Source organism: Amazonocrinis nigriterrae CENA67 (assembly GCF_016056305.1).
Taxonomy (GTDB): Bacteria; Cyanobacteriota; Cyanobacteriia; order Cyanobacteriales; family Nostocaceae; genus Amazonocrinis; species Amazonocrinis nigriterrae.
In genome coordinates, this window is sequence record NZ_JAECZC010000011.1 from 16,500 (window position 1) to 29,458 (window position 12,959).

Sequence of the window (12,959 nt, forward strand, 5' to 3'; positions counted from 1 at the left end):
TGAAAAAGCTTCGTCAGGACGAACATTAACCTTAAACAAGCCATCCACTTGGCAACAACAATTAAAATTTCATTTGCTGCTGAATCTAGGACGGATGTTAAGCTACGCTCTGGTTGGTGCTGGCATAGGGGCGCTGGGTTCAGTATTGTTAGAGGGTGGACAGTTAGCAGGTATTGGTAGTGACTTCCGCCGTGCTATGGCAATTATTACTGGGGTGATGCTGATTTGGTTTGGTTTAGGACAAGTAGCACCCGGTTTACTGCCTCGGCTTCCCATATTACATCCCCTCCTGAAAGGCAGTTTACACGATCGCCTGAGTGGAGGAATGGTCAAGCTTTCCTTACAAAACAGCTGGTGGACGCCAATGCTTTTGGGGATGACTTGGGGTTTGATGCCTTGCGGTTTCTTGTATGCTGCTCAAATTAAAGCGGCTGAAACTGGTAATTTATGGATGGGTACGGCAACCATGCTGGCTTTTGGCTTGGGAACTTTACCCACCATGCTAGGTGTAGGCGTTTCCACCTCTTTAATCAGTAAAGACAGGCGCAGTCAATTGTTTCGTTTAGGCGGTTGGGTTACTCTCATCATTGGCGCCATCACACTGCTGCGGACTGGTGACACAGGAGTAGATTACACGGGACACGCCGCATTGATTTGTTTGATATTGGCATTAATTGCCCGTCCGATTAGCAGCTTGTGGGCTGCACCTTTGCGTTACCGTCGTGCTTTGGGAGTGGGAGCTTTTGTGCTTTCTGTGGCTCACACTATCCACATGCTCGAACACTCACTGCAATGGAATTTTGCCGCCTTCTTTTTCTTGCGGCCAGAGTTTCAGTGGGGTATGGCTGCGGGTGCTGTAGCATTAATATTAATGACCCCCGCTGCTTTCACAAGTTTGGAATCTTTGCAAAAATCGTTGGGCAAGCGCTGGCGACAGATTCATTTATTGAGTGTGCCAGCAATGCTATTGAGTGCCATTCATGCTGTGTTGATTGGTTCTCATTACCTGGGTTCTTCGCAATCAACTTGGGGGAATAAATTAGCAATAGTGTTGATGGGAATTGTCACCCTTGGCGTGTTGCTAGTGCGATCGCGCTTGTTTTGGTCAAAGTTAAGTCTAGAAAAGTTGTATGTCCCCCCAACAAAATCACGGTAAACCGTGGTTGTTCCCTAGCTCAACCTCGGAACACCCAACGAGTCAAAAACAAAGACATTACCCACTCAACGGTATTTGTCGGCAGAGTCAAGGAAGGATAAAGCATTTATTATTTTTGAGTAGCTTAGTTATCTCAATAACTAGCATTTATCCTACTTCAGCCCATGAAATAAAAGTAGCAGCAGATGTTGGTGCCACTCTCCACATGGAACCCAATGATAATCCCCGTGCTGGAGAAAGTACCCAAGCCTGGTTCGCCCTTACCCGCAAAGGTGGAAAACAGATTCCCCTCTCACAGTGTGATTGTCAGTTGTTTGTCTATGCCGAACCCCACACACCAAAAGAGCCAGCATTGCTAGAGCCATCCTTAAAGCCTGTGGTAGCTGAGCGATATCAAGGCATTCCAGGTGCGGATATTATCTTCCCCAAGCCAGGAATATATCAGCTACAGCTGAGTGGCAAACCAGCAACTGGGGCAAATTTTAAACCGTTTACATTCAAGTTTGAAGTCGTCGTAGCAGCGGGAGCAGCTAGTAATACACAAAAATCGCAAGATGTCAATAATGCACCGACACAGGAAACAAATACAGGCTTAGGGCTGATTGTAACAGCGCTCTGTATTATTCTCGGCACAGGCATTTTAGTTTTTTGGGTAAAAGCAGCGAGAAAGAGTGGAAAAAACGATTAAATAGCGAAAATTTTATTTTAACTTCCTCATAATTAACTATTGTGAGGAAGTTTATGTGGAAGATTTCTGAGTTGAGTGATTTAGTAGGTGTTGCGTGCCATTGGTCACAAGTTAAGGTTGTGAGGCAGTTGTCAAGGGGATTTGAGAAGATGGCTGAAAGAAAAATTCAGGTGTGCCTCGTTGTTGATCAGGGAAGGGCGCAACGATTAATTTCATGTTCGGTTTTCGTTGTCGTTTAACAATACCTAAATCTTGATTTTCTGGTGTAGCAAAATACTTGATAGGGTCAGTTGCTTTACCTTTTTGATGAGCAACATAAAAATGATAAAGACCGCGATAAATCATCTCTAAAGAAATGGAGTCAAAAGGCAGAGAAAGTTCGTCGGCGACAGCATCACCTAAATCAACTAATACAGCATAAAATAACCAAGTACCCCAAATCTGCAATTGAACACCATTAACAGAACCAGTCCATAAATAACTTAAACCTAAGAGCCGCTTTACAGTATTAAAAGCATCTTCAATTCTCCATCTTCGGCGGTATAAATCAGCTACAACATAAGGAGGTAAAACTGTAGGGTCAAGCACACTCGTTAAATAAGAATGCCATGTCTTGCCTGAACGAATCTCAACTAGACGTAGGGTAACAAAGGGAGTCTTCTTTGTGCCAGAACCAAGATGTATTAAACAGTCTTTCAGAGCAAAGCTATCTGTAAATACTTGTTCTACATGAATTGCTGCTCCCTTTTTTAATTGAGTAATAAAATCAACTTTTTTTGCAATTAATTGGAGCCAAAAGTTAAAATGATAAAACCCTCTATCTAATAACAGTAATGTTTGAGGTGGAACTAACTCTAAAATATTTGTCTCAAATTTTGTATCAGCAGTTCGGGGATTTTCACAAAACCAAATTTCTAAAGGTAGGAGATTTTTTAAATCTATGACTGTGCCAATTTTTCCAGCTAACTTCCCTTGAGGTGCGTCTTTTAAGCTCTCAAGTTTTTGAAATAAAGCTTCTAATATTGAACAGTCTACTATCCAAATCTTTTCAAATTTCGTCAAAGTAAATTGAACACTTTCTGGGATTTTACGTTGATTTCTCTTTGACCAAGAAGCTTGTAAATGTGGTAATAAATCTTTAAATACTTTCTCAAATAACTGAGCCGGAAAAGTTAAAAACCTTTGAGATATTGCTTGCTGGCTAACCTCAAGGGGTCTACACCACAGAAAACCTTCTCGCGCTAACATTCTGGTTAATTCTGTGACTCCAGCCACATCACGCCACAGTAGGGTTAATACTGCCGCTACCATTAATGGTAAGTTGAGAATTCTGTCTCTTAATCCCAGTTGTCGGTAGTAGTTTTCTTGTGCGGTGATGGTTGGTGTCAGTAACTGTTCAAGTTGTTGAGCAATTACTTCGTCTTCCACCATTGGACGTTGCTTCTTTTTAGCATGATCTCGATTGATTTTACGACTGCTGCTCACGTTTTTTTTACGATCGCTCAATTACTTGTATTAACTGAGTTTGCCATGATTTTGAACAGAGCAAATCATCCTAGCCGACCATTGTGATAATGATAATCAAAAACAGGAGTGGGGGAGGAGGCAAGCGACGCTCGCCTCCTCCCCTTCACTAAGATTATCATTCTTATGCAACTATATTTATGCTCAAAGGCTTATTGACAAAATTCACTCTCTTCTAACTTGTTCCGAATGGGTAACGATAAACTCTATATTGAAATTCCTGCTGAACAAAATTCCCCGTATCAAGAGCGAATTCCTTCTGGATATGACCCGATGCAAGAAATTTATCTTAGAGGTCGAGCATTCAGAAGTATGTCTGGTGGTAGGATTCCTTGGTGGGTTTTGATTTCAGGCTGGCTAATCTTTGGAGGATTGGCTTTGTTGATGCTGATTAGTGCGATCGCCTCACAATCTTTTGGACTTTTGCTACCATTAGCCTTTGTGAGTATTCCTGTCTTGATTCTATGGAGAGGTACGGTTGCCAAAGTTTCTACCACCAAGCCCAGAAGGAGATAGCAAAGCGATGGATTTCATGTAGTTGAGTTTGAAATTAAAAGTAAAGATAATTATTAAAAAATTAAAAAGAATTCCAGTTAGATGAGAATTTGTGCATCTACAAGTGACTCGCAATCGGTGCAAATTCATGCTGTTGTATGACGCGATCGCTCTTTTGAGTGATCTTTGGGTAGTACAAAACCACAAGTGATTCCTCTTGACAATTCAGTAGATTTAGCAAGTATGCGCCCAAGTGCGATCGCACACCCCATCATCTCACTGTTGGCTAACCAGCGCTCAATCCCACCTATCCACTCTGTAAAGCAGGGTGGATAGTTTCAATTTAATGATAAAATTTTTCAATAATTTTTATAGATTTGTAACTCATATAACTGTCTAAACCGTCTCTAATCCTTGATTTTTCAAACTTTTAGCATTTTAGTTACAAGCTCAGTCATCACCTTGACTAATTGATCAGGTTAAGAGAAACTAACTAATGACAGACGTATATGCTTGTAAAATTAATAATTTTTGTAAACATTCTGAGATATATATTTTGAGAGATGGAACATTAGTTAACAAACGTTTAGTTTGTATCTAAGTAAAAATGTTCCGGTGGCTATATTTTTAGCCGTCTGCTAAGGCAGTACAATTCAAACGTACTATCATGGTTGGCCAGAAGCATGGAGACATTAGAGTTCATAATTTATCCAGACGGTCGGGTACAAGAGAAAGTCACAGGCATTGTGGGTGCTTCTTGCGCTGAGGTTACAGCGGCAATAGAAGCGCAGCTGGGGCAAGTACTCACTCATGAGCCAACCTCAGAATTCTTCGCCGCGAAGGTGCAGCAATCTTCTAGTGTGGCGAACACGCAAAGCACTTACAGCGAATGGTAAGTTTTCACAGTAGTTTAGTGTCATTAATTCACATCCACCATGTCACACTTTAGCCAAATTAAGACTCAAATTCGTAACCTTGACTCTTTGAAAGATGCGCTGACTGAATTGGGCATAGACTGGAAACCAGGGCCACGCGAGGTACGTGGCTATCGCGGTCAAACCCATCCTGCCGAAGTAACTATCGAGCAAGAAAATGGCTATGATATCGGCTTTAGATGGAATGGCAAAGAATACGAACTAGTGGCTGATTTACAATATTGGCAGCAAAATCTGTCTGTAGATGGTTTCTTGCGTCAAGTAACTCAGCGTTATGCTTACCAAACAGTTGTAAAAGAAACCGCTCGTGTTGGCTTTCAAGTTACCGAACAGCAAAAAAATGAAGATGGATCTATTCGTCTGGTAGTACAACGCTGGAGTGCGTAATGGCTGATTTTCTGCCGTCACCGGAAGAAACAGAAGAAAATCGTTCTGGCTTGGAACCAGAATTAGGCGGCTTTTTACGGGATGCGCCTGAACGTTCTGGTTTTGAGCCGGAATTGGGTGGTGTGCTGCGCCAAAAGGGTGTGTATGTTGATGAAATCACCTGTATTGGTTGTAAACACTGCGCTCATGTGGCACGTAACACCTTTTACATTGAACCAGATTATGGGCGATCGCGTGTGATTCGCCAAGATGGGGATGCGGAGGAAGTTATTCAAGAAGCAATTGATACTTGTCCAGTTGATTGCATCCATTGGGTTGATTATACTGAACTGAGAAAGTTAGAAGAAGAACGCAAATTTCAGGTTATTCCTGTTGTGGGTTATCCAGTGGAACAGGCAGTATCAACTGCTGAAAGGCGGCGTAGAAAACAAAAGTTAAAGAGTAAAAAATCCCGTTATTAAAAATAAAAAAGTTCAATAAACATATAACAAGGACTGGTTTAACCAGTCCTTTTATCTTTAGCTCTTAGCAGCAACTTTTTATCCAAAATCCAAAATTGGGGTTGCTGCTTTTATTTGAAGTTGAGATTATCGTGTTGTGAAAGCAATTTTTCTACTTTCGCTTCGTCAATTCTAGCGGTTAACTTTTTGGCTTCATACTGGTCTCTAGTGGTTTTTGCCAAAGTAAAAGTTGAGCCAACAGAGAAAGCTAAACCCATACCCATAAAACCTTTTATCCAGCTATCAACAGGTAAATTGACTATGCCGAAAGTAGTCATAGAAATAGACATAACAAAAGCAGCCCAAGTTTGAATAATCCAAGCTGAACTATCCTTTTGAGAACCAATTGGTTGCATATTTCCTACTTATTAAGTATAAGTGATTAATAGCGAATTAAACTTGAGTTAAGTACATAGTAGAGGCAATTCATGATTTACCTCTAAAATTAACATTTATACCAATTCTCTAAAATCTGGCAAGACATTTAAAAATCCAGACCATATCTGACATTCTGAATTACGAATTCCGAATTGCTATTACCTAACTGCTATGAAAACGCTATAAATTTGATTGTATTTATTAGTACACTGTTTGTTGAGATAAATATTGCCAGTTTCACAACTGGACTGGAAACAGTTGGCTAAAAAGTGCTTTCAACAAATAATAACTGGTACAAGTTTTGTACCAGTTTTGCAAATGTCATCAAGCAGCTTGTTTTAATTAATCAGACTCCGGAAATGTCTGTACTTTACCATCAGGACTGAGAATTACTCGAATTCTGGCATTTTTTCCGTATCTATTAGCGGAAACAAATGGTTTACCAATGTCAGGCATTCCCGTACTATTAACGTATTCTCTAGCTGGCTTATTCAGGGGTAAAATTCGTTCAATTGTTCCGTCAACACCCAGCATTAAACTATACTCTAGTGTCTGTGTTAATCCTGAAGGTGGCTGCCAGCGCTTTGCAAGGATATTTCTAGCTTCTGCTACTTGAGGAGTGTCAAATAATGTATTGTCATTAGCGCTATCTGGGGATATGGAAGTTTGAGATGCAGCCCTTAATCTCTCAGCTAACGAAGTACTTGACGAGCTATTTGTGGGTGCTAGTTTAGACGAAGGTTGTGCAGCGGAAGAAAAAGTTTGTGGGGAATTGATTCCTGTCTGTAGCTGGCTTGGGTTTATCGGTGCATAACCTTGAGGAAGCGTATTGTTGCCACCGTTACCAGGTATATTAGATGCAGACGGAGGAACTACTGGGATATTAGATGATGAACTGCCTGTAGATGAAGAAAATCTAGATGGCAAGTCCCGTTTTTTGGGAAGATTAAGTTGACTTGGGGAAGTTGATCCTGTGGGATTTTGCTGAAGATTTGGTGCTATGGCGATTTGCTGACCTGGGATTGTGGTAGTTGCTGCACCTTGCTGATTGCTATTCAGACCGGGAATCGTTCCAGGAGGTATAATTCCTGCATTTTTAGGAGAACCTATGGATGCTGGGGGTAAACCAGAAATGGGGGATTGGGAATTAGTTGAGGGTAAACCCGAACCTGTGGATGTGAGAGGCTTTTCGGGCAAAGCGGAAGTAGGAAGCGGAGCAGTAGTGCTTAAAGATGGTAGCGATCGCTGCAAATCGTCACCAGGCGTAAGTCCTGGTTGCGGTGTGGGAAAGTTAAGTGAATCTGAGGGTGCTAAAGCAACTTCTTCCTGACTAGGAGCGGCTTTTTTGGCTGTTTGTGGCTGCTTTTGCCTCATATTGGTGGCATACTGCAATGTTATCGGTAGTAAACCCACACCTAACACCACCACAGCGGCAACAGGCGCCCAAGCAGGCAACTGGCGGAAAGTATTACTTTTCTCAAGATTTGGTAATGCCATAACATCACTGGAATATTCATCAAGGGCAGTCGCCAAATCGAACAGTTGCAGCAGACTGAGTTGAATTACACGCCCAGATGCTTGGTTGGCGAGGGAACCGAGATGTAGATTATGTGTTAAATAACTGCTCGATTCTAAGTATATCTTTCCTGGTAGCTGGGAATTAAAAGACTCAAATGTTTTAGTTGGCAGCGCAGATTGTTGAAAATCGGTTAGTTCTGAGCCGTCAGGCACTTTACTTGAATCTTGGAGTCCAGAGAAACTCATCCAAAAGCTTTCTGGAGGCTGTTGCAAGAATTCTTGTACATAGCTAGTAACAGCATCACATAAAGCTTCGAGTTGGTCGCGATCGCCTCGAATCGGGACTCTACGTTCTTCTGGTAGTTTTGGGTCGTCAAAGCGTAATTCAAATCTTAGTTTCTTAAGAACAGTTTTCCCCATCCACTGAGATAAGGGTGAACTTTGGGCTAATATTTCCAGCGTACAAGTGGGGGGTGTGTAGCGACGAATGACAGAATTTGTTAAAGGCATGGCAAGAACTGCGAAGGAAATGATTATCTAAAATTTTGCAGAACGGTCTATAAGTGCTAACCAGAGACGGCGGTGTCCACCAGGGGCACTGTAAAACAGTAAATCTACAAGCAGTTTGAGTGCCAGGCGGGTAAGTAAATCTGTCGAGATTTGCTCGTCCTCTTCCATCCGTTCTTGGTAGATGTTGCAAAAAGCATCGATATAGTCTCCAAGTAAGGCGGCCTGATGAGGTTCCTGATTATTTTCCGCCATTTGCTCTAATAGACCAACAGCACGACGAATCAATTCCTGGTGCTGTTTGGCGAGGTAGCAAGTAATGAGAACAAGCGATCGCGCTTCTTCTACATCTAGCTTTTTTCGCCCTCCTTGACCTTTACGTAGGGGATTCGACTGGCGTAGTCGCCATAATGCTACGCGGTCTGGAACTCTTGACTCTAAATTTAGATTAGTTGCTGCCGAAAGCATGGCTTCGGAACCGATGCCAGTTAAAGTTTCTAGCGCCAATAACACCAAGTCTAACTGAGTTTTGATATTGTCCCATTGAACTGTGTTTGGGGCTGGAAGCTTTATTAAATCCTCCCACTGGGAATTTGGCGTAGCTGAGTTGGCGGTCAAGTGCATAACTTTTAGCATAGGTGATCGGGCTGATAGGGGATGCTGCTGTTACCCATTTTGAAACCAGACTCTCAAGAATTAGGGTTGGTTTCCTATTGCTGATGCTGGGGAGCAGGGGAGATGGGGAGCAGGGGTGCAGGGGAAGATAAGAATTTTTCACTTTTAACTCTTAACTCTTAACTCCTAACTCCTAACTTTGCTTTCAGCTGCATAGTTCTTGTTACTATGCTGTATTCAAAGCTGCAATTAGCTTTTTTGGTTTTGGTTAACAACAGTTATCTCTGTCTTACTCTACTAGATGAAAATTTATTTTCAACACAATAGAGAAATATCTACCCGTTAGGAATTTATTAGTTTTAGCAGTTATTTCAGTATGACAGTATAAATAAACATTACTTTCTAGAGTTAATCTTTAATTACTAATTGCTCGTTATAGCTGAGGCAATTAGTAATTAAAAATTAATAACCAGTAGTTTGGACTAGTTATAATTATTGCCAATTTATCAAAGCAGGAGTTAGAAGTTAGGAGGCACGGAGTTAGGAGTTAATTCCCCCTCATCCCCCCTGCTCAAAAACTCCCCTGCCTTCTTCAATACATATAAGCGACCGTAACCCCACTACCTCCATCTGCTTGTTCTGCTGCTTCGTAGTGGCTGACTCTGGGATGCTGTTGTAAAAAGGTGTGGACACCTTGCCGCAATTTACCAGTGCCGTGTCCGTGAATAATCCATATCGGCCCGTTAGCTTCTGAAATTGCCTTATCTAAAATTAACTCGGCATCAGATACCCGCTTACCACGTAAATCAACGGTATTTTGGGAAGTGCGAATTGCTGGCGCACTTTGGGGTGCTGGAGTCACTGCTACTGGTGCGGGTTTTGGTTTTGCAACAGGTTCTACTTTCTGACCGTCAAGAGACTCAATATCTTCTAACTTGACTGTCATCTTCATAATCCCAAAGCGAACAGTTAACTCACCATCCTCATCGGGAGCATTTAGCACTTCTGCTGTTTGCCCAAACTTAGAAATACGGATGCGATCGCCTACTTTGGGCATAAATCCGGCTTTGGGTTTTGGCGGTGCTGCTGGCTGATATTTTTGGGCAATTTGATTTAAAGCATTAGTTGCTTGCTGAGCATCTTGGGCTTTTGGTGTTCCTTGCTGCAAGCGACGAATGATTTGGGCGATTTCACCTTTTGCTTGGGCGATCGCTTGCTGTACTGCTACTTCCTGGGAAGCCCGCAACTCACGTTCTCGCTCTTGTAAATTTGCGGCTTTTGCGGATACTTCTTTGTATAAACGTTCTGCTTGCTGCAACAACTTCTGTGCTTCAGCAGCTTTTGTTTCTTGGCGACGACGTTGTGCTTCTAAGCCAGCAATCACTTGATTCACTTCGTCTGTGGCTTCGCCGACTTGAGTTTTCGCTTGTTCTACTACTTCTAATTTCAGCCCCAAGCGTCGAGCAATAGTCAAGGCATTGGAACGTCCTGGTATCCCCCACAACAAACGGTAAGTTGGCGACAAAGTACTTTCATCAAATTCTACAGAGGCATTTTCAAACCGCTCATCTTCGTATTTCAGTGCTTTCAGTTCACCAAAGTGAGTTGTAGCAATAGTCAGTTGGGCATGTTTAGCCAGATATTGCAGCAAAGCGATCGCTAAGGCACTACCTTCTACTGGATCAGTACCTGCACCAACTTCATCCAGTAACACTAGGGAGTAGGGAGTAGGGAGTAGGGAGTGGGATAATGCTTCTCCCTCATCTCCCTCATCTCCCTCATCTCCCTCATCTTCCCCATTCCCTAATGCATCTAAAATCCGGCTAATACGGCGGATATGACCTGAGAATGTAGACAAACTTTGCTGTAGCGATTGTTCATCACCTATATCCGCTAATACTTGGTCAAACCACGGTATTTCTACTGGCTCACGGGCAGGAATAAATAAACCTACCTTGGCCATTAATGCTGCCAAGCCCAAAGTTTTCAAGGTGACAGTTTTACCGCCAGTGTTTGGCCCAGTAATGGTAACTACCCGTATATGGGGAGCAATTAACAAATCCACCGGAACTACTGGTTGACCTTGTTCGTGGTGCTGCTGCCACACTAGTAGGGGGTGGTGCAGTTGCCGTAAGGTGATAATTTCGTTTTCTTCGCGTTTAATAAATCGGGGCGGATTGGCTTTCAGCCAATAACTATATCGCGCTCTGGCCGTTGCTAAATCCAAGGTGGTAACAATAGCTAACAATCTTTCCAAATCTGGCTTGACTGCTGCTATTTGCTCTGTTAACTTGCGGCGAATCGCTTCTTCTTCTGCTTGCTCTCTTCTGATGGTCTGTCGCAGTTGGTTACCCAAAGGCACGATAGAGTTGGGTTCCACATATAAAGTGGCACCGCTAGTAGAAGTATCATGGACAATGCCGGGGATGGCGTCTTTTTGAGGCGCTTTCACCGGAATCACAAAGCGATCGCCCCGTTGGGTAATTAGCTGTTCTTGGACTGCCCCATGCTTTGCCTGTAAAATATTTTGCAGCTTTTGAGTGATTTGGCTACGTAAACGCCGCAGGTCTGTGCGAATTTCCCCAAGTTTTTGACTAGCGCGGTCTGTTACTTGCCCTCGTTCATCAATACAGCGGTGGATTTCTTGCTCTAATTCTGGATAAGTCCGCAAATCGGCAACCAATTGATTCAAGATTGGCAAATCTTCTTGGTTATCGATTATACGACGTAAATTTCTGGCACCCGCGAGACTGGTAGCGATCGCTAAAAGTTCATCCCCCGCGAGAATTCCTTGAAGTTCCGCCCGTTCTAGCGAATCGCCAATATCTTGTATTCCTTCAAAGGAAAGTCCTGTATTCAAACGACTTTCCAGTTGATAAACTTCCTTGGTTTGGGCTAAGAGTTGTTCACTTATTGCCTGAGATTCAGGTATTCTCAAATGAGTTGATGCGATCGCCCCCAGTTTAGTTGCCGCAAATGTCGCAAGATGCTGGCAAAGGCGATGCCATTCTAGTAATTCTAAGGTATCAGATTGGATCAAGGCTGCAACATCTAACGAATCTAGTCTGAAATTATCCTAACAATAGAGTAGTGTTTACAGCCAAGATTCAACGGACAATACTCTTAAAAGTAGAATCCGTTATTGGCGTAAACTAAACTAGAGACACTTTTTTGACCAAAACTAGGGTGTAAAAGAAAAAATTGTATTTTTATACACCTTGTGCCGAAACTAATCAGGGTACAATTTCGCTATCATCTCCAATTTTGTGAGCCAGCGCAGTGAAACCATTGCAGTGGCTCCTTTTAACTCCCTACTCACCTCAAGCCAGGATTTGAGTATTTAAAATGACTTTTCAAACATCCTCTCTGAAATCTTTTCAGAAAATTTAGAGGAGTATGTATTGTCTCTGATGCCAAATGCATTATAAATTAAATAATCTTAACAGAGGTACTTTTTTGCAAGTAAGGTTTTATTCTTTCATTTTGCTATAAGTTTTTGTGTGCAAAGAATCAATCAAGCATAGAAAGACTTTAAAGCTAAATATATTTTGAATGTCAAAAATTTAACTATGGCTATTAAACGTATCATCGAAGGTCTAAATGAATTTCATGATAACTATTTTATTACACATCGCAAGTTGTTTGAAGAACTATCCAACGGACAAAACCCGGAAGTATTATTTATAACTTGCTCTGACTCGCGTATTGATCCATGTTTAATTACTCAAAGTCTACCAGGAGAATTATTTGTTATCCGTAATGTTGGTAATATAATTCCAGCCTATGGAACGCTGAATAATAGTGAAGGAGCAGGTATAGAATATGCTGTGCAAGCTTTAGGTATTAAAGATATTGTTGTCTGCGGTCATTCCCACTGTGGAGCAATGAGAGGTTTATTACAAATAGGAAATCTTGCTCAACAAATGCCTTTAGTTTACGACTGGTTAAAGCATTACGGTGAACCTACTCGCCGTCTAGTTTTAGACAATTATAAAGATGCTCCAAGCGATAAATTATTAAAAATAGCAATTGAGCAAAATGTATTAACCCAGATAGAAAATCTAGAAACATACCCAACAATTCGGTCTAAATTATATAGTAGTCAAGTTACTCTTCATGCCTGGGTTTATGAAATAGAAACTGGTGAAGTCTTTGCTTATGATGCAAGTGTTGGAAAATTTAAAATTTTAGAAAATCGACCTTTTCCTGTACCTAATATTATGACTGGATTAGCATTAGAATAATGATTTTTAAAC

General features: G+C 41.8%; 13 protein-coding genes. 8 read left to right on the forward strand and 5 right to left on the reverse strand.

The genetic code is table 11. From position 1 onward, the window contains the following. Both I8748_RS08725 and I8748_RS08730 read left to right on the forward strand, forming a co-directional pair. The coding region (locus I8748_RS08725; protein ID WP_198124237.1) for an urease accessory protein UreH domain-containing protein at positions 1–1,156 on the forward strand (1,156 nt) is incomplete at its 5' end. Next, positions 1,131–1,844: a hypothetical protein gene (locus I8748_RS08730; RefSeq protein WP_225896361.1), complete on the forward strand. Its 714-nt coding sequence runs from the start codon at positions 1,131–1,133 to the stop codon at positions 1,842–1,844. The genes I8748_RS08725 and I8748_RS08730, both read left to right, overlap by 26 nt. A gap of 111 nt (positions 1,845–1,955) precedes the next feature. Here I8748_RS08730 and I8748_RS08735 read toward each other — a convergent pair whose 3' ends face one another. Continuing rightward, positions 1,956–3,275, reverse strand: a complete 1,320-nt coding sequence (locus I8748_RS08735) for an IS4 family transposase (RefSeq protein ID WP_198124312.1) — start codon at positions 3,273–3,275, stop codon at positions 1,956–1,958. Between the two features lie 282 nt (positions 3,276–3,557). On the opposite strand from I8748_RS08735, the gene I8748_RS08740 reads away from it, so the two are divergent. From I8748_RS08740 to I8748_RS08760, 5 genes are all read left to right on the forward strand, one after another. Beyond that, entirely contained in the window at positions 3,558–3,884 is a 327-nt protein-coding gene (locus tag I8748_RS08740; protein WP_198124238.1) for a hypothetical protein, read from the forward strand. A 165-nt stretch (positions 3,885–4,049) separates the two neighbouring features. Further along, the gene (locus I8748_RS08745; RefSeq protein WP_198124239.1) at positions 4,050–4,199 is read left to right on the forward strand and encodes a hypothetical protein; all 150 of its coding nucleotides are present in this window, start codon (positions 4,050–4,052) and stop codon (positions 4,197–4,199) included. Positions 4,200–4,546: 347 nt separating this feature from the next. Further along, the gene (locus I8748_RS08750) at positions 4,547–4,759 is read left to right on the forward strand and encodes a DUF2997 domain-containing protein (RefSeq protein ID WP_096557340.1); all 213 of its coding nucleotides are present in this window, start codon (positions 4,547–4,549) and stop codon (positions 4,757–4,759) included. Positions 4,760–4,798: 39 nt separating this feature from the next. After that, positions 4,799–5,185 (forward strand): DUF1257 domain-containing protein, encoded by a 387-nt coding sequence (locus I8748_RS08755; protein WP_198124240.1) that lies wholly within the window; start codon positions 4,799–4,801, stop codon positions 5,183–5,185. After that, on the forward strand, positions 5,185–5,646 hold the full coding sequence (locus I8748_RS08760; RefSeq protein ID WP_096557342.1) for a ferredoxin: 462 nt from the start codon (positions 5,185–5,187) through the stop codon (positions 5,644–5,646). The genes I8748_RS08755 and I8748_RS08760 overlap by 1 nt, the downstream gene beginning before the upstream one ends. Before the next feature lie 110 nt (positions 5,647–5,756). Here the strand turns inward: I8748_RS08760 and I8748_RS08765 are convergent, their stop codons facing one another. The 4 genes from I8748_RS08765 to I8748_RS08780 form a co-directional block, all read right to left on the reverse strand. Next, on the reverse strand, positions 5,757–6,041 hold the full coding sequence (locus I8748_RS08765) for a YiaA/YiaB family inner membrane protein (RefSeq protein ID WP_198124241.1): 285 nt from the start codon (positions 6,039–6,041) through the stop codon (positions 5,757–5,759). 364 nt (positions 6,042–6,405) lie between these two features. After that, positions 6,406–8,091: a DUF4335 domain-containing protein gene (locus tag I8748_RS08770; protein ID WP_198124242.1), complete on the reverse strand. Its 1,686-nt coding sequence runs from the start codon at positions 8,089–8,091 to the stop codon at positions 6,406–6,408. Between the two features lie 27 nt (positions 8,092–8,118). Then, the gene (locus I8748_RS08775; RefSeq protein ID WP_096557346.1) at positions 8,119–8,724 is read right to left on the reverse strand and encodes a DUF3038 domain-containing protein; all 606 of its coding nucleotides are present in this window, start codon (positions 8,722–8,724) and stop codon (positions 8,119–8,121) included. Between the two features lie 571 nt (positions 8,725–9,295). Then, on the reverse strand, positions 9,296–11,743 hold the full coding sequence (locus I8748_RS08780) for an endonuclease MutS2 (protein WP_198124243.1): 2,448 nt from the start codon (positions 11,741–11,743) through the stop codon (positions 9,296–9,298). 529 nt (positions 11,744–12,272) lie between these two features. On the opposite strand from I8748_RS08780, the gene I8748_RS08785 reads away from it, so the two are divergent. Next, complete coding sequence (locus I8748_RS08785) at positions 12,273–12,947, forward strand: carbonic anhydrase (RefSeq protein ID WP_198124244.1); 675 nt, start codon at positions 12,273–12,275, stop codon at positions 12,945–12,947. The last annotated feature ends 12 nt before the right edge of the window (positions 12,948–12,959 follow it).